This is a genomic window from Priestia sp. SIMBA_032, assembly GCF_046535215.1.
GTDB classification, from domain to species: Bacteria; Bacillota; Bacilli; order Bacillales; family Bacillaceae_H; genus Priestia; species Priestia aryabhattai.
In genome coordinates this window covers 139,276-160,876 of record NZ_JAWRXD010000001.1, presented here as the reverse complement: position 1 = coordinate 160,876, position 21,601 = coordinate 139,276, and the positions used below count along the sequence as shown (strand labels likewise).

At 32.8% G+C, this 21,601-nt stretch carries 25 protein-coding genes and 2 pseudogenes; 18 read left to right on the top strand and 9 right to left on the bottom strand.

The genetic code is table 11. The features are described 5' to 3' along the window. Positions 1-166 precede the first annotated feature (166 nt). The 3 genes and pseudogenes from SB717_RS00835 to SB717_RS00825 form a co-directional block, all read left to right on the top strand. On the top strand, positions 167-1,363 hold the full coding sequence (locus SB717_RS00835) for an MFS transporter (protein ID WP_410902996.1): 1,197 nt from the start codon (positions 167-169) through the stop codon (positions 1,361-1,363). A gap of 424 nt (positions 1,364-1,787) precedes the next feature. Continuing rightward, a pseudogene (locus SB717_RS00830) lies at positions 1,788-2,132 on the top strand (DDE-type integrase/transposase/recombinase); the annotation flags it as partial. A 64-nt stretch (positions 2,133-2,196) separates the two neighbouring features. Next, positions 2,197-2,460 (top strand): annotated as a pseudogene (locus SB717_RS00825) (shikimate kinase); the annotation flags it as partial. Here SB717_RS00825 and SB717_RS00820 read toward each other — a convergent pair. Together SB717_RS00820 and SB717_RS00815 are read right to left on the bottom strand one after the other, a co-directional pair. Continuing rightward, complete coding sequence (locus SB717_RS00820; RefSeq protein ID WP_410902995.1) at positions 2,457-3,488, bottom strand: LacI family DNA-binding transcriptional regulator; 1,032 nt, start codon at positions 3,486-3,488, stop codon at positions 2,457-2,459. The pseudogene SB717_RS00825 and the gene SB717_RS00820 overlap by 4 nt on opposite strands. Before the next feature lie 334 nt (positions 3,489-3,822). Continuing rightward, the gene (locus SB717_RS00815; RefSeq protein ID WP_144646429.1) at positions 3,823-4,185 is read right to left on the bottom strand and encodes a hypothetical protein; all 363 of its coding nucleotides are present in this window, start codon (positions 4,183-4,185) and stop codon (positions 3,823-3,825) included. A gap of 305 nt (positions 4,186-4,490) precedes the next feature. Here SB717_RS00815 and SB717_RS00810 point away from each other — a divergent pair, with 305 nt between their 5' ends. From SB717_RS00810 to SB717_RS00775, 8 genes are all read left to right on the top strand, one after another. Further along, positions 4,491-4,970 (top strand): DMT family transporter, encoded by a 480-nt coding sequence (locus SB717_RS00810; protein ID WP_410902994.1) that lies wholly within the window; start codon positions 4,491-4,493, stop codon positions 4,968-4,970. Further along, positions 4,970-5,419, top strand: a complete 450-nt coding sequence (locus SB717_RS00805) for a DMT family transporter (RefSeq protein ID WP_410902993.1) — start codon at positions 4,970-4,972, stop codon at positions 5,417-5,419. Before SB717_RS00810 ends, SB717_RS00805 begins: the two co-directional genes overlap by 1 nt. Before the next feature lie 50 nt (positions 5,420-5,469). Continuing rightward, on the top strand, positions 5,470-6,030 hold the full coding sequence (locus SB717_RS00800; RefSeq protein ID WP_410902992.1) for a cysteine dioxygenase: 561 nt from the start codon (positions 5,470-5,472) through the stop codon (positions 6,028-6,030). A 642-nt stretch (positions 6,031-6,672) separates the two neighbouring features. Beyond that, positions 6,673-7,023 (top strand): hypothetical protein, encoded by a 351-nt coding sequence (locus SB717_RS00795; RefSeq protein WP_074683073.1) that lies wholly within the window; start codon positions 6,673-6,675, stop codon positions 7,021-7,023. 322 nt (positions 7,024-7,345) lie between these two features. Next, positions 7,346-8,230 carry a carbon-nitrogen hydrolase family protein gene (locus tag SB717_RS00790; RefSeq protein WP_098622299.1) on the top strand — a complete coding sequence of 295 codons (885 nt, stop codon included), beginning with the start codon at positions 7,346-7,348 and terminating at the stop codon, positions 8,228-8,230. Positions 8,231-8,242: 12 nt separating this feature from the next. Continuing rightward, positions 8,243-8,908: a GNAT family N-acetyltransferase gene (locus SB717_RS00785; protein ID WP_410902991.1), complete on the top strand. Its 666-nt coding sequence runs from the start codon at positions 8,243-8,245 to the stop codon at positions 8,906-8,908. 288 nt (positions 8,909-9,196) lie between these two features. Continuing rightward, positions 9,197-9,454, top strand: coding sequence for a hypothetical protein (locus SB717_RS00780; RefSeq protein ID WP_074683070.1), 258 nt, complete (start codon positions 9,197-9,199; stop codon positions 9,452-9,454). Positions 9,455-9,669: 215 nt separating this feature from the next. Further along, a complete protein-coding gene (locus SB717_RS00775) occupies positions 9,670-10,458 on the top strand; it encodes a MerR family transcriptional regulator (protein WP_410902990.1) in 789 nt (262 codons plus the stop codon). Positions 10,459-10,832: 374 nt separating this feature from the next. On the opposite strand, the gene SB717_RS00770 is transcribed toward SB717_RS00775, so the two are convergent. Next, the gene (locus tag SB717_RS00770; RefSeq protein ID WP_074683068.1) at positions 10,833-10,994 is read right to left on the bottom strand and encodes a gamma-type small acid-soluble spore protein; all 162 of its coding nucleotides are present in this window, start codon (positions 10,992-10,994) and stop codon (positions 10,833-10,835) included. Positions 10,995-11,863: 869 nt separating this feature from the next. On the opposite strand from SB717_RS00770, the gene SB717_RS00765 reads away from it, so the two are divergent. Continuing rightward, positions 11,864-12,700 carry an STAS domain-containing protein gene (locus SB717_RS00765; protein WP_098622303.1) on the top strand — a complete coding sequence of 279 codons (837 nt, stop codon included), beginning with the start codon at positions 11,864-11,866 and terminating at the stop codon, positions 12,698-12,700. Between the two features lie 298 nt (positions 12,701-12,998). Here the strand turns inward: SB717_RS00765 and SB717_RS00760 are convergent, their stop codons facing one another. Both SB717_RS00760 and SB717_RS00755 read right to left on the bottom strand, forming a co-directional pair. Beyond that, positions 12,999-13,832, bottom strand: a complete 834-nt coding sequence (locus SB717_RS00760) for an STAS domain-containing protein (RefSeq protein ID WP_410902989.1) — start codon at positions 13,830-13,832, stop codon at positions 12,999-13,001. A 357-nt stretch (positions 13,833-14,189) separates the two neighbouring features. Continuing rightward, a complete protein-coding gene (locus tag SB717_RS00755) occupies positions 14,190-14,684 on the bottom strand; it encodes a hypothetical protein (RefSeq protein ID WP_410902988.1) in 495 nt (164 codons plus the stop codon). Positions 14,685-15,849: 1,165 nt separating this feature from the next. On the opposite strand from SB717_RS00755, the gene sigH reads away from it, so the two are divergent. Together sigH and SB717_RS00745 are read left to right on the top strand one after the other, a co-directional pair. Then, positions 15,850-16,497, top strand: coding sequence for an RNA polymerase sporulation sigma factor SigH (gene sigH / locus SB717_RS00750; protein ID WP_074683064.1), 648 nt, complete (start codon positions 15,850-15,852; stop codon positions 16,495-16,497). Positions 16,498-16,761: 264 nt separating this feature from the next. Next, a complete protein-coding gene (locus SB717_RS00745) occupies positions 16,762-17,148 on the top strand; it encodes a VOC family protein (protein WP_074683063.1) in 387 nt (128 codons plus the stop codon). Positions 17,149-17,439: 291 nt separating this feature from the next. Here the strand turns inward: SB717_RS00745 and SB717_RS00740 are convergent, their stop codons facing one another. The 3 genes from SB717_RS00740 to SB717_RS00730 form a co-directional block, all read right to left on the bottom strand. Further along, positions 17,440-17,685 carry a hypothetical protein gene (locus SB717_RS00740; protein WP_074683062.1) on the bottom strand — a complete coding sequence of 82 codons (246 nt, stop codon included), beginning with the start codon at positions 17,683-17,685 and terminating at the stop codon, positions 17,440-17,442. Between the two features lie 74 nt (positions 17,686-17,759). Further along, positions 17,760-17,984 (bottom strand): hypothetical protein, encoded by a 225-nt coding sequence (locus tag SB717_RS00735; RefSeq protein WP_074683061.1) that lies wholly within the window; start codon positions 17,982-17,984, stop codon positions 17,760-17,762. 487 nt (positions 17,985-18,471) lie between these two features. Then, a complete protein-coding gene (locus tag SB717_RS00730) occupies positions 18,472-18,984 on the bottom strand; it encodes a Ger(x)C family spore germination C-terminal domain-containing protein (protein WP_410902987.1) in 513 nt (170 codons plus the stop codon). 145 nt (positions 18,985-19,129) lie between these two features. Here SB717_RS00730 and SB717_RS00725 point away from each other — a divergent pair, with 145 nt between their 5' ends. Continuing rightward, entirely contained in the window at positions 19,130-19,633 is a 504-nt protein-coding gene (locus tag SB717_RS00725; RefSeq protein WP_098622315.1) for a DinB family protein, read from the top strand. Between the two features lie 96 nt (positions 19,634-19,729). Here SB717_RS00725 and SB717_RS00720 read toward each other — a convergent pair whose 3' ends face one another. Beyond that, complete coding sequence (locus SB717_RS00720) at positions 19,730-20,266, bottom strand: GNAT family N-acetyltransferase (protein WP_410902986.1); 537 nt, start codon at positions 20,264-20,266, stop codon at positions 19,730-19,732. A gap of 264 nt (positions 20,267-20,530) precedes the next feature. Between SB717_RS00720 and SB717_RS00715 the strand changes: the two genes are divergently transcribed. The 3 genes from SB717_RS00715 to SB717_RS00705 all read left to right on the top strand — a co-directional run bounded on the left by SB717_RS00715 (position 20,531) and on the right by SB717_RS00705 (position 21,519). Next, complete coding sequence (locus SB717_RS00715) at positions 20,531-20,836, top strand: hypothetical protein (protein ID WP_098622317.1); 306 nt, start codon at positions 20,531-20,533, stop codon at positions 20,834-20,836. 211 nt (positions 20,837-21,047) lie between these two features. After that, on the top strand, positions 21,048-21,278 hold the full coding sequence (locus SB717_RS00710; RefSeq protein ID WP_410902985.1) for a DUF3923 family protein: 231 nt from the start codon (positions 21,048-21,050) through the stop codon (positions 21,276-21,278). Positions 21,279-21,318: 40 nt separating this feature from the next. Further along, on the top strand, positions 21,319-21,519 hold the full coding sequence (locus SB717_RS00705) for a hypothetical protein (protein WP_074683055.1): 201 nt from the start codon (positions 21,319-21,321) through the stop codon (positions 21,517-21,519). The last annotated feature ends 82 nt before the right edge of the window (positions 21,520-21,601 follow it).

Below are 21,601 nucleotides of genomic sequence, written 5' to 3'. Positions count from 1 at the left end.
TCATCTAATGGTGAAGTTGTCATTTTTAGTATGTCTATAGCTTTCTACAAAACATTGGAGTTCATCAATAATTTTGTGTAAATAGAAACCTTCTCTTCTTATAGACCTTATTAGTTATTCTGCTTTAAGCACCATTAGAAAGTTTTTTATGCAGGAGTGAGAAAAAATGAAGAATCCTTATATAAAAACAACATTAGGAATGTATGTGAATTACTTTTTGTTAGGAATGGTTAATATCATTTTATCTGCGAATATGCCTTTCTTAACCAAACAATTAGATACAGATAGTACAGGTATTAGTTATATTATCTCAGCGTTAGGTATTGGAAGGGTCTTCACCTATGCTATTTGCGGATTTTTATCAGATAAATTTGGAAGAAAACCTCCGGTAGTAATTTCGACTGTTATGATGGCAATATTCTTAATAGGGATACCGTTGTCTCCCAACTTCCAAATTGCCTTTGCTTTTGCCATCCTTGCAGGAATGGCTAATTCAGCTATGGATGAGGGTACGTATCCTGCTCTTATGGAGATATTCCCCAAAAGTTCAGGTTCCAAAAATGTTTTGGTTAAAGCTTTCCTATCTTTAGGTTCATTCATTCTACCTTTAATTATTTTCTTTTGTTTAGAACATGGAATATCTTATGGATTTTCATTTTTCATTCCTGCTGCCCTATATCTTGTCAACATGCTCTTTCTATTTACAGCGCCATTTCCTAATCATCGGGATATAAGTATGATTCAAGAAACAGAAAAAGATAATAAATCTCCAATTATCCCTAAGTTTTGGAAAGAAGGGATAGCTCTTATTATTATAGGGTTTACATCAAACGGATTATATTCTCTTCCGCAAATATGGCTACCTACTTATGGTCAAGAGATTTTAAACATGACTGATGCTAATTCAGTAAAATTGCTTAGTTACTATAGTATTGGTGGGCTGGTTTCAGTTTTATTATTGGCAGGATTATTAAAGAAATTTATAAGACCGGTGACTATCCTTTTGTTGTATCCAATTATTACATTATTTTCACTTTTAGTGTTATTAACTGTAAATTCTCAAGCAATTGGTATAGTAAATTCGTTTTTATTAGGTTTCTCAACTGCAGGAGTATACCAATTAACTTTGACCGTGATGGCAGAATTATTTTGGAAAAATAAAGGTACTATAACAGGAGTCGTATCTACCGCGGGTGGTTTGTCAGCTATCTTTATTCCTACTTTTACGGGTTTAATTAAAAGTCACACTACTATTTTGCACATATTTGTATTTGATCTAATAATTACTTTAATCGGTATAATATCGGCAGTTGTCGTATGCTACAGATATGGAAAGTTAATGAAAAATAAAGCTGTGAAATAGGGGAGCTTAAGAAAACAAACTATGACAACCTAAAATCTGTACTGATAAGGAGTCAAGATGCATAGTACTTTTATCAATATCAATTTGACAGTCATCATTCCAATATTTTATCTTTTTAAAAGAAATCAAAAAGAGAGAGATTATCATGAAAAATTGAGTAGGTGGCTAGTGACAAATTTTTATAGGTTCTGCATGAGATATGATGAACAGCTATTTTTCTACTTAACGGAATGATTTTTATGACAAAATAATGCAACCCGTGATAAACGCATCTAAATCCGCAAATTATTCAAAAGATCTTTTTATGCGAAGTATACAAATTTACAACATTTCATGAAATGGCTGGCTCTACGTCAGTAAGCAAATTCCCTTGATTTTTATCCAAGGAATCAAGAAGAAACAAGTTGCCAAGTGCTTTTAGAATAAAGCCTTGGCTTTTTCGCACGTTTCTACACCTCGTGCGATTACAGTAGATAAAAATCCTGCCTATCCCATTGCTATTCAAGAGCTAAGAGGAGAAAAAAGGATGCCTCAAGGCACCAAAGTAAGACAAAGTAAATATCTAAATAACATTGTGGAGCAGGATCATAGGTTTATTAAGAAGCGCCTGTCTACAATGTTAGGCCTAAAATCGTTTCGTACAGCAAAAGTCATTATTTCTGGAATAGAGGTCATGCATATGATAAAAAAGAAACAGGTTTATCAGGAGGTGAAGTCTGTCCCAAATCAAGTCAGGTTCATTCACCAACTATTTGGAATAGCTTCATAAAATTGAATACCAATAGGACACTATACACCCCTTTCAAGCAAATACAATCTTTGCACCAGAACCCTTTTTAGACCTTTCATGGGATTCATGGAAAGAGCGCATCAGCCTAATTATTGATAGTCGCCCTGTTTTACAAGGACGAAGTCTAGAGGGTATTGAAGAATTATTTTATACGCGCCAAGCAATTTATTCCAACCACCACTCCAAAGTAGAAACTGACAATTTGGATATTGAAGAAGTAGCAAATTACATTGTTAATTCCTTAAAGATGGCTTGGGATATCTATGAACCGTCTAAATCGTCTACAAAAAAAGAAGCAGTTAATTAACTGCTTCTTTTTTTTGTAGACGATTCTCGAACAACTAACTGAGGCGTTAAAATAATTCGCTGATGATGTTCTTTTTTATCAACAATTTGGTTATGAAGACATCTTGCAGCATCTTTTCCTATTTGTCTTGCAAAAGAAGAGACGGTTGTTAGAGTAGGGTGGCACACAGATGATTCCATGACATTGTCAAACCCCACTACCGCTATATCTTCTCCCGGAACTATCCCTTTCTCTTTTAAGCCTTGCATAACACCAAACGCCACTAGGTCGCTAAAACAAAAAACTGCTGTTGGAGGCTCAGAAATGTCCAATACTTGATGAGCAGCTTCTACACCTCCGCTTCTTGTAGGACCGCTAGGAATAATAAGGTCTTCATCTATAGAAATCCCTGCGTTCTTTAGCGCCAAACGGTAACCTTCCATTCTGTCTTTCCACGTTGTAGAACCAGTTGTTCCTCCTAAAAATGCGATTCTTTTGTGTCCCTGTTCTAGTAAGTGTTGGACCGCTTTTTGAACACCTAAGTTATAATCTACCCCCACATAATCTGACTCCACTTCAGGCAATTCCCGTACTGCTAGCACTGAAGGAACATCTAAATGCTGAATTTTTCTTATCGTATCTTCCGATGTACCCGCTACAGGACATAAAATAATGCCTCCTACCCGATGCTCTAGCATTGTAGAAAGCAACTGATCCTGTCGATTATCCGAATCAAACGTCGTACCTAAAAACACCGTATATCCGTCTTTCTCAAGCTCCTCGTGCACTCCAATTAACAATTCTGTAAAAAACGTATTAGATATGTCCGTAATAATAACTCCGATTGTTGATGAAGTTTGAGACCTTAAATTTGCAGCAATACGATCATATACATATCCTAGCTCTTTCATCGAAGCTAGAACCTTTTTCCTTGTTTTTCCAGAAACACTTGGACTATTTCGTACAATAAGCGAAGCGGTAGCTCGAGATACTCCCGCGTGTTCCGCCACTTCTTGTAAGGTTACACGTTTACGTTTACTTTGTTTCAATTTATTCCACCAACCCTTTATAACGCACGTTTTATAATTATTTTACAATTATCTAAAATAAAAGAAAAGCTTCATTCTTTCACGATGTTTCCTGACAAGGCCCAGTAATAAAAAAGACGCAGCCTCACGCTACGTTTGAAGATTATATTGACCAATGGGAATGTTGAAGTAAATATATATATTATAAAGAGAAAAATATACGTTAACTCTATAATGTTAAGTAAATGGTAAAATACTTTTGTTATAATAGGTTTTAAATTTACATAACTTGTAGAAAAAGCCCATATTTTATACCTAAACTAGCATTGGAAATATTCGTTAATCAAGTTTAATTTTAGTTCACAAAGATATTCATTTGTCTATTTTGCATATTTATTCTAACACTATCATCCCACATAAGCAGAATCTGTTTTAGCTCAGCCGTTTCAATTAAACAATATGCCTTTTGATTTTCTTCCGCATACTCATTCACAATTTTTGTTACATCATATTTAATTTCTATAGTACAGGCATTTCCAGTTAATTCTTCATAAGAAGATTGCATTGAAAGTACTTTATCAATTAAACCTAACCATAATTTCGATCCATCTTCTTGAACATCACTTAGTAATAAATCCATAACTAAAAAAATTTCATCGGGCACATTTATCATAAGTATTCCTTGGTTATCTTCATAGATTTGGACATTATATTTCATTGCTGCTTCCTTTCTTTTGATATTACTGGAGAAGCATATAAACTATTCTTGTGTATCATAACTTAATATCCGCCACTTTCTTTAGAATTCAGCTTATGTATTACTATAAACCCCCTCAATTAGTTTTTCTATAGTTCACATTTATAGGTCCTCTAGAGAAGGTTAAAAGAGAATTATAAATATGCAGAATGCTAGAGTTTCCAACATTTTTTTTAAGATTGAAATGAATTTTTTCATTTTCTTTTAGAAAAGGCATATGTTAGTTAATAGAAGATACCTTTATTGTTGAAAGGAAAATTGAGCCTATGATTGCGTCAAAGGTTAAATTTGCTGCCTCGTTATATGCACTAATGTCTATTAGTTTTTGGGGGATCTCCTTTGTCTCTACCAAAGCTGTCTTAGATAAGCTCGATCCATATACACTCCTTGTTCTTCGTTTTGGAATTGGGGCACTTTTTTTATTGGTGTTATTAGCGCTAAAGCGATATCCATTAAGAATTTCACTTAAGTATATTCCTCATCTGATTGTGTTAGGTATACTTGGGGTGTTCGTTCACCAAGTGATTCAGGCAACAGCACTTCTCACAATAAATGCTTCTGCAGCAGGGTGGATTATTTCGTTTTCTCCTGTATTTACAGTCATTCTCTCAGTATTCTTTTTGCATGAAAAGATGACCGTATTAAAAGCATCAGGGATGATTGTAGCCATCATTGGAGTTCTACTGGTGACTACTTCTAACAATCAACAGTCCTTCAGCTCCCAATCAGTGTTGGTTACCTGTTAATGATTCTAAGTACGTTAAATTGGGCCATCTATTCTGTCCTATTAAAAAGGTTACATATTCAACTTCCCTCTCTTGTTATTACATTTTATATGTGTTTAATAGGATTTACTCTAACGACTCCCTTTCTCATAAGAAATAGAGGGTGGGAGAAGATGCCCTTTTTAACAAGCGTAGAGTGGGCTCATTTATTATTTCTAGGTGTATTCGTTTCAGGTGTTGCCTATTGGTACTGGGCAAAGGCGTTAGAGGTTTTAGAGGCGTCTCAAGTATCTGTGTTTCTTTATTTGGAACCAGTAGCAACATTGGTAACAGCTATTCTATTGTTACAGGAAAAGATTATTCCCGTAAGCATATTAGGAGGTATCATAATTATAATGGGAGTTATTTTAGTTAATGGGAGACTACTAACTTTTTTAGAGTCCTTGCCATGGAGGAACAAAAATTTGTAACTATATTAAAACTACCAAATTTGCTCTACTCCCGAGGAGGTAATGTTCGTATGAGCTTAAGTGAACAGGTAAAGCTTATTTTAGATAAATTAAATTCTCCCACCAAATTGGAAATGAGAGAAGCCCTTTTGGCGTTAGATATAAATCTTGATGAGTTAAGGCCACTATTGCAGTCGGCAGAAGATAAGCCATATTACAGAAAGCTTCTCTACCAAAATGACGAAGTAGAATTACTTGTTATGAATTGGTCGGGAATAGAGTGTGCTCCTCACGATCACGGTCATTCATATGGATGGATCCAAGTGGTGAATGGCACAGCTATAAATACCGTTTATGAAGTGAAAGAAAGGCAAATGCCGGAAGAGCTGTTTTCCCAGTACCAGGGGGAAGGAAGAGTTTTTTTTGCTCCTAAGAAAGGGGTGCATAAGATGAATAGTGCAGAAGGTACGAGTCTCGTCACTCTTCACCTCTACTCTCCACCAATTAAAGAGATGATGGTTTATGATTTAAAGACATGCGCTGCTTGCATTGTATCGGATGATTGTGGAGCATGGTGGCCAGAACATCTTCATCAAAAGGTAAGAGAGATTCAATTAAAGAAGAGAGAATGATGTCTGTTGACACTTTATCAGAATACCTTGATAAAGTGTACTAAAAATAAGAGTGATTTCACCTTAAAATACCATATTAAAAAGCAGAAAACCAACCTGTGAGTCCTAAAGGTTGGTTTTTCCGTTCCAAAAATTTCGGGTAGAAAGCTAATGAGCTTCTTAAGTAGTTTGTTCAAAGAACACATTAGCTATGCAATCTTTAGATAACAAATTTGTAACTTTCTATTCTAATTTATCAATGTTTTTCCAAAACTCTTTCGCCACTACTTGGTAACCTTTAAGGTTAATGTACTAGTAATTAACAAACCAAATATTTTCTTCTTTATTGATTTCATTATTAAATTCCCCCTTTTCATAAAAGACATTATACCTATTTTAAGAAGTTATTATTGTCGGAATATGTCTTAAAAAAGAAATAAATAACATAATAATAGTATTATATACTCTATTTAACTTTGAAATATAGAGAATAAAGTAAAATAAACTAAAAAAAGTCTTATTTAATTCAAGAATATGGATATAAATACTAAAATATACTCTAATAACGATAGTTTAAACCTATATTTGTAACTTTTTTTAGTAATTCACTAGGTTATAATACACCTTTTGTGTAAACTAGTTAAAAAGACCAAGGAAAGAAAAATGTGGGAATCAATAATGGAATACAAGTGGCTTATTCTTATTCTTTCAGAAACAATTTCGTGGATTGGAACTTTTTATGCAGCATATGCAAGGTATTGGATAAATTCATCCATACATTTTAAGATTGCAGGATCGATTATTTTGATAGTAGATTACATACCGCAAACTATTTTAGCTGTGTTTAATTATCTTGAAAAATCTAAGATAGATATATTCACCTTTTCAACAATATTATTGCTTATCCTCGTACTTATATTCGGGAAAAAAATAGACAATAAGTTAAAAGAATACGTGACAAAACAAAAAGAAAAAGGCATAAAAAATTTGTATCAGTTAATCTATAAAAAGTAATACAATACTCATGGCGATAGCAAGTTATTAAATTTACATAGTGTAAGTTATAGAAGGACTCTACTCCATTTTATATATGAAAAAGAGCTTTGATACAGTTAGTTGAAGTTTTTGTATCAGAACCTCAAAATTCGATAAATTTTTCACAAGTTTACTCACCTTTTTCTACCATAAATATTTAACATCTATACATTATACTTTTCATGCTATATGATTCAAAAGTATACACTTGTGGAGGTTTATATTTAATTAATAATCGAAATATAAATTATCAGTTTAACAAGAAAAAATGTCATATGAATGTAAAAGAAAGGAGCAACCTATGAAACTAAGAGTCTCGGCAGTTCAATATCATCTTCATACAATACAATCTTTTGAGGAATTTGCTTATCAAGTAGAACATTATGTGAAAACAGCAGAGGAATTTGGGACAGAATTTATTATGTTTCCTGAATTTTTCACTACACAACTTATGTCTATTGGAGATTATCAAGGAAATGCTTTAACAATTCACGATTTACCTGATTTTACTGAGCAGTATCGCTCATTGTTCATAAATCTAGCTATCAAATCAAACACGCACATTATTGCAGGTACTCATGTTGTTCGGAAAGGCAGCAAATTATATAATGTAGCCCACTTATTTTATCCAGATGGAAGAGTGGCGGAACAGGCAAAGCTTCATATGACTCCAACGGAGTTAGAGGAATGGAATATGACCCCTGGTGAAAATCTACAGGTGTTTGAGACAAGCAAAGGTACTATTGCAATGTTAACGTGTTATGACATTGAATTCCCTGAGATTGTTCGCATGGCAAAGGCGAAAGGTGCAGATGTTATTTTCTGTCCTTCCTGTACCGATGACCGACACGGATTTCATCGCGTTCGATATACAAGCCATGCAAGAGCTATCGAAAATCAAGTATACGTAGTAAACTCCGGTACAGTTGGTTCCCTACCTACTGTTGATTTCATGCGAGCTAATTTTGGTCAAGCTGCAGTTATAACACCTAACGATATACCGTTTCCTCCTCAAGGTCTCTTGGTAGAAGGAGAAATTAATCAAGATATGATTGTGACTACTGATTTGAATTTAGAACTGTTACACCAGGTTCGTGAAAGTGGATCTGTTACTACATGGAGAGACCGCAGAACAGATCTTTATCCAGATTGGGAAACTAAAGAAGAGATTCCTACACGTGTATGAGGAGGCATGACTGTGTATCGTAAAGAGTTTTTTGTTTTTGAACAAGGCCGCCCTGTTTCGGCATTAATCAGAAATTATGAACGAAAGGACTTTCCCGAGTTAATCCGTATCCAGCAAGAGTGTTTCCCTCCACCATTTCCCTCTGAATTATGGTGGAATAGAGAACAACTAGATAATCATGTTTCTCTCTTTCCTGAAGGAGCTTTATGTGTGGAAGTAAATGGAGAAATTGCTGGATCAATGACTGGACTGCTTATTGATTTCCATCTAGATAGTCCTGATCATACATGGGAAGAAGTTACGAGTAACGGATATATTACAAATCATAATCCTAATGGAAATACATTGTATGTTGTAGATATTAGCATAAGCCCTTCTTTTCGAAAACTAGGCTTAGGTAAGTGGTTAATGTCTGCTATGTATGATCTAGTTATTTACAAAGGGCTTAAACGTTTATTAGGTGGCGGAAGAATGCCTGGTTACTATAAATATGCGCATAAGATGACACCTGAAGAATATATAGCATCCCTTTTAGACTGCCAGTTAAAAGACCCAGTTATTACATTTCTACTTCATTGCGGTCGAACGCCAGTTAGAGCAGTAGCAAACTATTTAGAAGATAAAGAATCCTGTAATTACGGTACACTGATGCAATGGAAAAATCCATTTCATCAGTAATATTCCAAAAACTAGCTAGTTTAATATGTAATATAATCTCATCTAATAACTAGCGTAGAAGTTTTTTCTTTAAAATTTATCAATTAATACAACTAATGTTTCCTTTAGAAGGAATCTCGAGATTTAATCTTCGAAAAGAGCTTTTAGAAGATACCAAAAATAAGAATCCCTTAATGATAAGGGCTTTTTATTTTTGTCTTCCTATAATATGAATTATGGTAACTAGATTTGTAGATTATAAATATGAGATAATACAGTAGATTTTATAGATAAAGGAGATAAATTTAGATGACAAAAGCGATAAACCTTTGGTCATTCGTTTTCTTATTGCTAAGTGTCTGTCTAACTTTCATAACTTTTGCTCATCCATCATTATTAAGATTAAATTTTTATGTAGCAATTGTTGTATTTTTAGTTGGTATTATAGGCTTCTTTGGAGTTCATAATTTCAAATCAGCTGTGAGAAGTGTTTTAACCACTATACTTAGTGCCGTATTAATTGTACTTACTGGATGGATTATCTTTGTTGAAAATCTTTTCTCATAATTAGTATGTGACTTAGAAATATAAAGAATAGCAAAAAAGCCTTTATTATCAGTATAAAGGCTTTTTTGCTACCTAGAAATACGTTTTATGTTAACTAAGTTTATTCTTATATACAAAACTCAAATTTTTAAAATTAACGCTTGAACCTCCAGTTACGTTAGGTATTATGATGAAATTAATTAGATTAATAATAGATTGTAAGGAGGTTATATAAGTTGTGTAATGATTTTAGTTTCTCAATTGGTAAATTTTCTAAAAAAACCGGCGTTTCAATAAGAACACTGCATTATTACGACGAAATAGGGCTACTTAAAGCTCAAAAAGACCTTAATTCCGGTCATCGACTATATGGAGAGGAACATATAGTAAAATTTCAAAAAATCGTAGCATTAAAATTCTTAGGTTATAACCTAGAAGAAATAGGATTAATGCTGACGAATACAAGTCTCAACTTAAACTTACAGGATACTTTAATTCAACAGCAAAAAGCATTTGAGAAGAAAAAGGAGCATTTAGATAAGGTACTGAAGGCAATTAATCAGACGGTTTCATTGTTAGATAGTCAAGAGGATGCTCCAAGTGAAATATTAATTAGTTTGATTAACAACATTCAAAATGAACAAGATCAACGTACATGGCTTGAACATTTCACGTCTAAAGAAATTGCAGATAAGATTTACAATAAATCTGATGAGAAGAATTTATCCTTAAGTAAAGAATTCATTAATTTAGCGAGAGAAGTGAAAAGGTTGGTTGGAAGGCCAGTTCATGATCCAGAAGTACGAGAGTTGGCCAATAAACATCTGCAGGCATCTCTTAAATATGTTGGTGAAGAAGCTATGCATGCTTTTGGAAAATTAGAGGACGAGGAAATAGAAGATTTTCAAAGTATGATGGCATCACCTTATACAGAGAAAGAAGAAAAATGGTTAGACCAAGTGATAGAATATTATATGGTTCAAAACGGAATGTATAATCCCAATCAACATCATAATGGTAAATGATTTCTTTTAAGCTAACTTAATAGCCAAGATAGTTAAAGAAACCTATAGAAAATTCTATAAGTTTCTTCTGTTACCTAGAAGGCACATTATATGGACTATCTTTCCATATAATATACATTCAAAAAATAGAAAAAACTACCAGTTCATCCGGCACCAGTAGTTTTTTTCGTGACATAATTAGAAGTTAGTTGTGATGATTTTATACATCTTGAGTAGTTTGTTCAAAAGAGCAAAAAATATTCATTTCTAAAAACAGAAAAATCACTGGCTTTTCTGTCCTCGTAAGGAATAGAGAATGATCTTATGAAGCCTCATGGCGTCTCATGTAGTTTGCTCAAAACTTTTCTTTATTATTGCCCAGAGTTTTGATTTTTTTAAGCTTCTGCCTGAGCGTTTTGTTGCTTTACTGCTTGTACATCTGTTTCACTAGCGAATTCTGTTCCAAATTTGTTAGATGCAGATGCAGCATTTTGTTGTTTTACTTTTGCAGCGTTTGTTCCTGCAGAAGTTTTGTTTGATTGTTGGTTATTAGTCATTACAATCACCTCCATAAAAATTAATGTTCGCGAAGGGAGCATAACTATTTTAAAAAGCTTTTAAGGAGTAATTGATCACTAATAATTTTCATTATGTAGCGTCGTTAGTTTATATAAAGAGAAGAAAATTATTCATATATCTAATATATGATGATGAAGCTCCAACAAAAAAAGCCCTTGAAATAGATTTCAAGGACCTAATATATGAGGTGAGAAATCTCATATAAGATAATTATCTTATATGGAATAAGGTATTTACACATAAAAAAATGTATATAATCTTTATTACTGTAATATGGTTTATATAATTTACAGTTTTATAAGGTTGAGGAATAATTTACCCCTTTAAGATATATATGAAATATATGTTTTTTGAGGTAAAATAAAAAAGAATCTTACTGAGAAGAGAACAGTGTCAAGGAGGATAAGAAATATTTACAACTAAGTAGTAAAGCGTGATATAAAATGCGATTTTACAATCCTAGATCAGGGGTGAATCCTTTACTCTATAAAGGATTCACTCCTCATTAATCATTTATAAAGTTATATCCTTATTGCTTAAGAGAAAGTTGACGTGTTGAAGGAAAAATAAACTCAGACTATCTTTGATGGGCTATCTGAACAGCTATCGTCTAGTTAAAATAACCTTAATTAAACTTTTCTCATGTAAAAAAAGCTCATAATTATAGATATATCGAGGTTTAAAGATTTATTATAAAAAATTTGTTGGTTTTTACCTAAAAATATATCTATAGGGGATAGTACAAAGAATGAGGACCTTTCTTTATATACAAAAAATGAAAACAAAAGTAGACAAAAATTCATTTAAAGAAACTATAACCTAGAACCGAATAAGGGGTGTATTTAAAATGGATATTATTTACAACAAAAGAGAAAAAATGACCGATTTTATTAAAGACAACAAACAGAACTTCCAGGATAAGCTCTTATCAGAGGCGGTTAATGTGGCTTCTAAGATTAATGACATTTTAGAAACTGGAAATATTGATCTTTTGAAAAATGCTCAAAAGCTATCTCTATATGTCGTAGAGCAAAAAGAGGAAGAGCTCATTGCTTTCGCTCAACAAGAAGGGATAGCTTGGGCAGAGCACGCCTTAACTCTTGCCTTCAAATTAGAATGGGTACAGGCCATTAGGCGAACAGTATGGCATTTTCTCTATCAATATGATCAAATAAATAACCAATTTAATAGCCGTGAAGAATTCTATGCCTTAGAGAAGCGAATTAATGATAGGATTGATCAATTTCTTAACACTTTTCTCATTAGTTATTCCAAGTATAAAGATGAATTAATTGCCTCCCAAAGGGACTTAGTCGAAAATCTATCGGTGCCCATTATACCACTTAGCCAATCTGTAGCTGTATTACCGTTGATCGGCATGATTGACCTCAATCGTATTCAAACGATTGAGGAGAAAGTATTGATAGGCATCTCAGATTTAAAGATTCAAACATTAATTATGGACCTGTCTGGAATTGCCAACATGGAGATGCATGTCATTGACCATTTTCAAAAAATATTAACCGGCATTTCGATGATGGGAAGTAAAGCTATTCTCACAGGTTTACGTGCTGACTTGGTGCGAACAATGATTCACTCAGGAATCTCTTTTGAGGATAAGGCAGAAGCAAAAGGAACGTTACAGCAAACTTTAAAAGAATACTTAGAACAGAACCGATTATAGAAAGAATAGAGAATTTTTTTCTACACGTGGAAATGCAGATAAGTTTGTAAAAATAAATTCGTACTCAAAAATTAAATAAGGTCTATTCTATCTTAGCAACGATTACTTAGATAACCCTAGAGTTATTTTGCTGTATTACTGATAAAATTTATGTTAATTACGAGTGGATATTTATATATAAATTAAAAGAGAAGAAACCTACTGCTCCTGTACAGTAGGTTTCTTCTCTTTAGAATAGAAAATTTGGTGTGATGCCTCACGGCGTCTTTAATAGTTTGTTCATTATTTAAGGAGATATTTACATTAAAGATTCTATAAATGAATTCGTATATTGAACAGCTTGATGTAAGCTAGAAAAACTTTTGATTTCCTCAATCTTTATTCCTAAGCTCACCATGGTTTGAGCAATTTCTGGACGTATCCCACTGATTACGACTTCAATTCCTAATAACTGTAGCCTAGCTATCACTTTAAAAAGTTGATTTGCTACCATGGTATCAATAATGGGCACAGCTGATAGGTCAATAATAAGCCATTTTAGCTTGTACTGACTTCCTTTTTCTAAAGCACTCTCCATCAAATATTGTGCCCGTTTGGTATCTAAATCACCAACTAAAGGGAGGATGCCTATTTCTTCTGTCATACGAACCACAGGAACAGATAGTTCATCAATCGCATATTGCGCATAATTTATTTTCTCGGTGTAATCCTTTACGTAGGATTTACTTACAAATTGGATAGCATTATCTACAATAGTATTAAAGTGAGAAATGACTCGATAAAAAGCATCAAGAGAAAAATCATTGTTCTTTGCTTCTTCTTTTATTATTTCCCCGATTACATCTCGATAATAGCTAATCTCCTGTAAAGCTAGGTTTAATGGAAGTCCGCGACTAACTAATAAATTAGCCATATTGTTCCCCCAATGTTGTATGACTTCATTTGCTGCCTCTTTTTCCATCAAAAGAGAATCGGCATAAGTGGTAAGGAGTTCAATACGAAAAGTTGTTAATTCGGTATAGATATTATGAGACTCTGCAAGATCTTCTCTTTTATTCTCAGCTAGCTCTTCTTTTCGTTGTAAAACGATTTCTCTGATAGCATGTAATTCTTCTTGTTGTATATATTGCAAAGGTTTTCCTCCTTTTATCTAAAAAAGTAAAAGTCCTCTAATAGATGAGGATTAGAGGACTAAACATGGTAAAAAGTATATTGATATTGATGAAATGGTAAGTTACTTATATTCTTTATTTAGTTGTATAGTACATCTAAATTATATCATAAATTCTCTATAACATCTTTCTTTTCGATAAACCACAATATAGTAACTAAAAATATATGGGGTATAAAGCATAAACATAGAAAAGGTACTGCTTCTGTACAGTATTTTTTCTGTTACATATATATCTTATATTTGAGCACTCATATCTCACCACACCTCAATCAGTTTCACTTATATACAAAGCTTTATTCTTTTTATCCTGACATTCTAGGTTCTTTTTCCAGATAATGTATTATCTTTTACATACATTTCATAGTGCCCATTTATGTAACTAGATACTTTTAAATTAAGTAAAAGAGCTTTAAGGTTAATGGTTTCTTCAATATCTAATTCGCACTCTTTTGCTAGCTCTTCGATTTCTCTCTTACTAATTTGGATGTTATTTTCTAGATCGGTTACTGTCTCTTTGCTGTACTGAAAAGGAACTTCATCTATAACTTCTGCAATTAATTGATCCTGTTCGTCATATTCTAATTTCCCTTTGGCTGCAGAATGCTTTCCAATCAATACAGCCTGCTCTTTTATATCCGACAGGAGAATCATTAATCTAATTCGTTGATTCATTAGAATACGTTGATTATCAAAAATAGAGATAATTTTGGTTTGATAATCATCCATAGTTAGGTGAAGTTGATATTTTGCTTCTCTTATTACCTCTTCACTGTTTTTAATAAGTATCATATTAAATCCTCTGCCCCTCATATTATATATACCTTCATTATAACAAACTAAAAAGGGGACCATCATTTCCTATAATCAAACCAGCGATCCATCCATTAATTTCATGAATAATTAACATTCACAATATTTTCATTAAAAATCCTTTCTTTCTTAAAAGAATAAGTTGGATTTATACCTTTACGAAAATACGAAAAGAAACTAAGTCTACCTATTCTTATACAAAGATTTTCCCCTCAGTTAGGAGAAACTCTGGAGAAAACTTCTATATGTAGTAACAAGGTACTATAGTATTCAAAAAATAGTGACTGAATCAAAATGTTTCCTCTATTAAAAACTTGTATACAATTAATTCCCCATACACCTTTTATATAAACTAGAAACAAGTTAAATATCATCTTGACGACTAGGCATATTATAGAAGATAGTTTATCCATATTTATTATTTTCTTATTTCGTTTGAAAGGTTAAAAGTCTATTTATATAAAAAAGAGAAAAACAATTTGATTTGAGAGATAAATCGTTTTTCTCAATAATAGATAGCCTATATCATCTCGAGACTTTATTTCGTTTATATTTAAGCGCTTTTTTTAGAAGGATTATCTGATGATATAATTCATTTTTAATGTCTAAATCTTTACACTTATTATAATCTGCGATGAGAACTTTAACCTCCCTATGGAATAGGGAACTTTCATAGTTATCCAGCATGTCCTCCTCTCCTGATGTTATTTCTTTTATATTACCCATTCGACACATACTGACACTTATTTTTCAATAAATCTCATTATGTGAACTCTACATTTTTAACTACTGTTATGACATTGCCTATTTCATTTATAACTTCGAAAATGTTATTTAATGTTATAAACAATTAATAAATTAACAATTCCTCCCTTATATTAGAGAAGGATTTTTATTTATCTTATACATCATTGTAAAGGACAAAAGATTAGATTTTTAAAAGAATCACCAAGGTTCGACAACATTTTTATCTCTAGCTTCTTATACTTTAGAGGGATGGAGAAATAATAACCAAAAATCAAAGGAATATAGAAAAGCGCCAGGCTATAATAGGCGTTTTTTGTCTTACAAAACTTTTTTACTGACTAAGATATTCTTAAAAGAATTAGGCTTGCTATTCCAAGAATACTTTTAAAATTCACCTAAGATTAGCGGAGGGATATAAGTGAGTACAATTATCGAAACTGAATTAATAGAAAATTACGATAGATATAACGATGAAGATCTGATCAACCTAATTCATTATGGGAACGAAGAGGCATTAAACTTTTTAATTAAAAAATATCGGGGGAACGTTCAAGCGAAGACATCAACCTATTTTTTAAGAGGGGCCGATAAAGAAGATCTTGTTCAAGAAGGAATGGTTGGTCTATATAAGGCCATTCGTAATTTTAAAGGTGATAAAATGTCATCTTTTAAAACATTTGCCGAGCTCTGTATTAAGAGACAGATGTTCACCGCGGTTAAAGCAGCTGCTCGTCAAAAACATGGACCTCTAAATGCCTATGTTTCCCTATACAAGCCTTTATCTAATCAAGAATCAGCTTATATGATTCTAGATATGATAGCCGAAAAAAATACAACAAATCCAGAATTATTACTTATCAATCAAGAAGAATTCGAAGAAAAGAAACAAAAAATAGCCGAATTACTTAGTAAATTAGAGCAAAGAGTATGGGCTTTATATACAAACGACTATTCATATATAGAAATTTCCAAAGCATTAAGTATGTCTGAAAAGTCTATTGATAATGCTATTCAACGAATAAAAAGAAAAGTGGGACGGTATCTAAAGGTAGAAAAAGTAATCTAAACTACTTTCCTTAATGAAAGAACTAAGTTTATCGTATACAAAAAGAATCCTTTGCCCATGTAGGCAGAGGATTTTCAAATTTACTGGAATAGGGGGAATACGTTATTAGTCTGGCCAGGTTTGTAGATTCATATACAGATAACTTTAAAATTAACTATCTATAATTTCTATTAGGTTAACTAAAAACGGGCAGAGTACAAGGATGAGAAAACACGAAGGTCTTTTGATAAATAAAGAGAACTATATCATGGGGAGGGGATTGAATTGAAGCTGCTACAAATCAGACTATTAGTTAAGGATTTTAAAAAGAGCGTTGAATTCTATAAAGATTTATTAGGAATTCCAATAAGTTGGTGTGAGGAAGAAATGGAGTATGCACTTTTCAATAACGGGGAAACGAAAATCGAGCTTTTATCTCAAAAGGCCATGTCAGAAGTAATTGGAAAGGAAAATAAGTCTTTAGATGGAGAATCCCCATCAAATTTTTTACTTCAATTTGAAGTAGAAGACGTTGATAAGACCTATGCTCATTTAAGAGGAAATGGGATTGAATTTGTTACTGAACCACATGATCGTAAAGAGTGGCGATCCCGTATTGCACATTTTCGGGATCCAGATAAGAATCTTATTGAAATATATAAAATGCTGTAATTAATCAGGAAATTTTCATACCTATAATAGCTCTGTTCCGATTTATTCGAACGGAGTTATTTGGGCTATTACCGATAAACTACATTATGTTGACTATCTTTCCATATAATATACAGTAAAAAAATAGAAAAAAACTACTGCTCTTGTACAGTAGTTCTCCTAGTCGTTGAAATATAGATGTTATGTTGATAATGCACTATTGCATCTTAAGTAGTTTGCTCAAAATACTGGACTTCATCCATAAACTATATAAATGAAAAATCTCGACATTTTACCATGTCGAGATTTTTATTAGGCGACGATTTCTATATAGTCTCTTTTTACATCATCCCATTGGAACCTTCCTTCTTCTACAACAAGATGAGCCTCAGGATCCCAAGGGAAATATTGTTTAGCCATATCTAAACGTAAATGTTCAATACTCGCTGGAGGAAGCTCCCTGTCTCGTTTATTTAGTCCGATAAAATAAATACCACCTTGCGCTAATACATCTGGATGTAAGTAAACAAAAACCGGCTGTAGTTCTGTTTTTTCCATTCTTACCACTCCTTTCAAGTACTTTTTAATAACTTAGTGTAATAATCAATTAAAATATCTACTTTTTCATGCTATTAATTTCTCTTATATTTATTTTGAGTGGAGGATTCATTTTTAGTTTTCTTCTTATTTCTTTCATCTTGCTTTTCTATCTTTAACTCTTCAGTTGGTATTGGATCAACTGTCTCTTCAGTTTTAAATTGATCAAATAGAGTTTTATTCTCCGTAGGATATTGCTCAGCATGATCCCTTCTTTTGGTCTCTTGAGGATGGGGGGATTTCTTTCTGGACTCTGTCATTTTAATACCTCCCTGTTCCGACCATATAAATCCATATACATCTCCTCCTATAGGTGAAATAGTTTATTTACTTTTATCCTAACGAGGATGATCTCAAACCTATGCTTATGGAATTTTCGATTCGATTATAAAGATAAATAAAATGAGAGAGGAGACCTTAAACAAAAAAAAATACCATGATTAATTGGTTTTTGCAAAAAAACATTTGAGTTTGAATTAGATATAATTACGAGATAATCTACAAGTTAAATTGAACGATCTGCTAAGATTCTTTAGACACTATGTAGCTACTTCGGTAAGTTTGCCTGTCTAATCGAAAAATAACAAAGAACCCTTACTGCAGTAAGAGATCGGTAGATGATTACGTAATATGTTTTCCTTTTTGACTTCTGGTATGAATATGAATAAGCCTCCTATTTAAGAGGCTTATTATCAAAAGAACGAATTCAACTCAGTGTTACATCGTTATTCTCTCAATTTTGTTAATTTATTTAACAATGCCATACCGGACAATCTCTACCTCTACTTTGGATTTAAACTTTACGTTTTTAAAATAGCTTGCTTTATCCTTTTTCAACCAGGATCCATGATGAAAAGCAATTAGTCGCCTTCCGATGCCAAACGCATCACAATTAGCTACTTGCAATTTGTGGATTACTTCTCCTGCTTCACTAGTGAAGCTTTTTGAGAGTTCTTCATTTAGTTGATTAAGTTTCTTAGGTACGTTTCCTATAGGGAATTCTTCTACTGCTAAATCTAAGCGTAGGTTTAGATTTACAGAAACGTCTCCATCATTATTTACTGAAACATCTAGTTTACGTCTCATATTATCAACATTCAGAGAAATAAAATTTGTCATCTTGGACTTATTATCGTTTATGTTTTTTGTAAAACGCGCATATTTTCCTCTCTTATTATTTAGTAAAAGAAAAAGTGTGGATTCTTCTCGAGATAGAGTTCCTGCTAATTTTCTGTCATTAAATAATGCTAGGCCTTCCACATCAATAGCCGTACCATTATGGCCTATTTTTAATAAAGGAAGAACAATGTCTTCACCTGGATCAAGTATCTCTGAACAACTGGTTTTTTCTATGATATTATTTAAGTGTTAATTTAGATTAGATTTATATTGGGAGGTCTTTTACATGTATAATACCATTTCAGATTTTATCAAAGAATGGAACAGCGAAGCCATGCTAACTCAAAAAGTTTTGGATAGCTTAACAGATGATTCGTTGAAACAACAAGTTTACCCTGAAGGACGTACGTTAGGAAGGATTGCTTGGCATTTTACAACAAATATTCCAGATTATCTAACTGAATTTGGACTGAGCATAGATAGAATAGAAAGTACAGCAAGCGTTCCATCTTCAGCACAGGAAATCGCTATAACCTTTAAAAATGTAAGTTCTCATGCTGCTAAAATTATCGAACAGCAATGGACAGATGAATCTTTAGAACATACGCAAGAAGCGTTCGGAAGAACCCAATCAAATGCCACAATCTTAATGGGACTAATCAAGCATATTGTTCATCACCGAGGTCAGATTACCATTCTTATGCGTCAAGCAGGTCTAAAACCTGCTGGAGTTTATGGACCTCCAAAAGAAGATTGGGTTCATTTAGGTGTGAAAAACCCACCGCTTTAATAATATCAGGCAAATAAAAAAAGGCTGTCCGTAGAAAATACTATAAAATTATTTTCCAGGCAGCCTTTACGTAAAATCTAATTAATCAGTTAGTGCTTACTCTGAAAAAGCTTTTGAGTAATGTACAACACCTTGCACATTTTTTAGAGATCCTTCTGTTAACTCTATGGCCATAAAAAATTCTTCAGGCACGTCAAATGGAGCACATATATTCCATGAGCTAGCTGGTTTAAATCCAAACTTAGGATAGTAATCTTTGTGCCCTAAAACAATTACTGAATGATAACCAAGCTCTTTTGCGCGTTTTAACGCAGCGTGTATTAGTTGGCTCCCAGATCCTTGTTTTTGATACTGAGGCGCAACTGAAACTGGAGCAAGTGCTAGAGAAACGGTAGCGTTATCACCATCTATAATTGTTATTTTAGATAGAAGAATATGGCCTATAATATCTGCTGCATTCTGATTTAATGCGACTAGTGAAAGTTCGGGAATAAATTCATCTGACTTTCTAATTCGTTTCACAAGTAAATGTTCTTTCTTATCGCTGTATTCTTCATTTAAAAAGGCGCTTTTCACAACTTTTTCAGTTTTATTATATTCTTCAGTGAGTTCTTGTTTAATTAAGATATCCATTTATAGTCTCCTATCAACTTGCTAAATTACCGCGTTTTATACTCCATAAATGGGGCTTCCTTTATGCACACATTCATTAAGGCAGCTTACTCACCCATCTCTAAGCATAAGCTTAACAAACAAAAATCTCCAAAATTATTATGTATATATTTTACATTGTTGTATTTTGTGAATCCACCTTTAATACATAATATTCGTTTGTTGTTTATGGTAAAATGTACTTCATATGTTAAATTAAAGTATAAAAAGAAGGTGTAATGTCTGATGTTGAAATTATTATTTATAAGTCTAGTAAGCTGTTTAATCATTTACATTGGGCAACTTGTATGGAAAAAAGGTAATACTAATTTTATCGCTGGATATGGAAAGATATTTACACCTAAGGATGAAAAGCAGCTCGCTAAAGGAATTGGACTTATTATTATGTTGTTTGGCTTTGAAACTATAATATTTCCCATTCTTTCTTTATTTTTTGAAGGGCTTGGCTTTTATTATGGATTGCTGGTTGTATTAAACTTCTTCGCTGTATTTGGACTTATGATAAAGGATCAGGTGCAGGGAAAACCTTAAGGAGGAGAAAAAGATTAATATAAATATTCGGCCTATGATTGGTTTAATCAGCACTATTGTCCTGTGTTTTCATGGAATAAGAGGTTTATTCATACATGAAACAATACCGTTTTCTTCTTATCTCTTTGCCGTAGGTGGAGCTATTTCTACTATTGCTCTTATCTGGGAATTAAAAAAGAAAGATGCAGCTTAAATTGGAAGGAGTGACGATGTGAAAAGGCGATGGATTTCCTGGTGGATAGCTAATATAATTCGGATCATACTTTTCGTCGTAGGCACAGTTGTTGTCTGGACAAGAGAAGTGGATGGAGCGGGTGTTACCCAAACACCTGAGCTAAAATTGTTCGCATTTATAGTGTTGCTAATCGCATTTATTTTCCCTTTGATTATTCAAGTTATATGGCTAATTATTAATTTTAAAGCAAGTAAGCATGTACTATAGAAAATAGGAATGATGTTATGAAATAGAAAGGGTGATATGTATGCAAAGAAAAAAGTGCTCTAAATGTGATTCAGCTCTAACCAAAGCCCGTATTCAATCATCACCTGGTACAGTAGGTGTAAATAAAACACCGAGCAGCGTATTAAATAATAATTACGATTACAGTGAATTAATACCTTATGTTTGTTCAAGCTGCGGTTATGTGGATTTTTATGTGGAGGAGCCTGGAAAGTTTGTTTAATAGAACTTTTAGGATTTTTCATTTTCGAATACATTACGATACGTCACTGAACTTGGTATATAACCTAATGTCAATTTTAGTT

Coding starts and splice junctions, on each gene's coding strand:
- SB717_RS00835 (WP_410902996.1), top strand. CDS start 167: ATGAAGAATCCTTATATAAAAACAACATTAGGAATGTATGTGAATTAC.
- SB717_RS00815 (WP_144646429.1), bottom strand. CDS start 4,185: ATGAAATATAATGTCCAAATCTATGAAGATAACCAAGGAATACTTATG.
- SB717_RS00810 (WP_410902994.1), top strand. CDS start 4,491: ATGATTGCGTCAAAGGTTAAATTTGCTGCCTCGTTATATGCACTAATG.
- SB717_RS00805 (WP_410902993.1), top strand. CDS start 4,970: ATGATTCTAAGTACGTTAAATTGGGCCATCTATTCTGTCCTATTAAAA.
- SB717_RS00800 (WP_410902992.1), top strand. CDS start 5,470: ATGAGCTTAAGTGAACAGGTAAAGCTTATTTTAGATAAATTAAATTCT.
- SB717_RS00795 (WP_074683073.1), top strand. CDS start 6,673: ATGTGGGAATCAATAATGGAATACAAGTGGCTTATTCTTATTCTTTCA.
- SB717_RS00790 (WP_098622299.1), top strand. CDS start 7,346: ATGAAACTAAGAGTCTCGGCAGTTCAATATCATCTTCATACAATACAA.
- SB717_RS00780 (WP_074683070.1), top strand. CDS start 9,197: ATGACAAAAGCGATAAACCTTTGGTCATTCGTTTTCTTATTGCTAAGT.
- SB717_RS00770 (WP_074683068.1), bottom strand. CDS start 10,994: ATGACTAATAACCAACAATCAAACAAAACTTCTGCAGGAACAAACGCT.
- SB717_RS00765 (WP_098622303.1), top strand. CDS start 11,864: ATGGATATTATTTACAACAAAAGAGAAAAAATGACCGATTTTATTAAA.
- SB717_RS00755 (WP_410902988.1), bottom strand. CDS start 14,684: ATGAGGGGCAGAGGATTTAATATGATACTTATTAAAAACAGTGAAGAG.
- SB717_RS00740 (WP_074683062.1), bottom strand. CDS start 17,685: ATGGAAAAAACAGAACTACAGCCGGTTTTTGTTTACTTACATCCAGAT.
- SB717_RS00735 (WP_074683061.1), bottom strand. CDS start 17,984: ATGACAGAGTCCAGAAAGAAATCCCCCCATCCTCAAGAGACCAAAAGA.
- SB717_RS00725 (WP_098622315.1), top strand. CDS start 19,130: ATGTATAATACCATTTCAGATTTTATCAAAGAATGGAACAGCGAAGCC.
- SB717_RS00720 (WP_410902986.1), bottom strand. CDS start 20,266: ATGGATATCTTAATTAAACAAGAACTCACTGAAGAATATAATAAAACT.
- SB717_RS00715 (WP_098622317.1), top strand. CDS start 20,531: ATGTTGAAATTATTATTTATAAGTCTAGTAAGCTGTTTAATCATTTAC.
- SB717_RS00705 (WP_074683055.1), top strand. CDS start 21,319: ATGCAAAGAAAAAAGTGCTCTAAATGTGATTCAGCTCTAACCAAAGCC.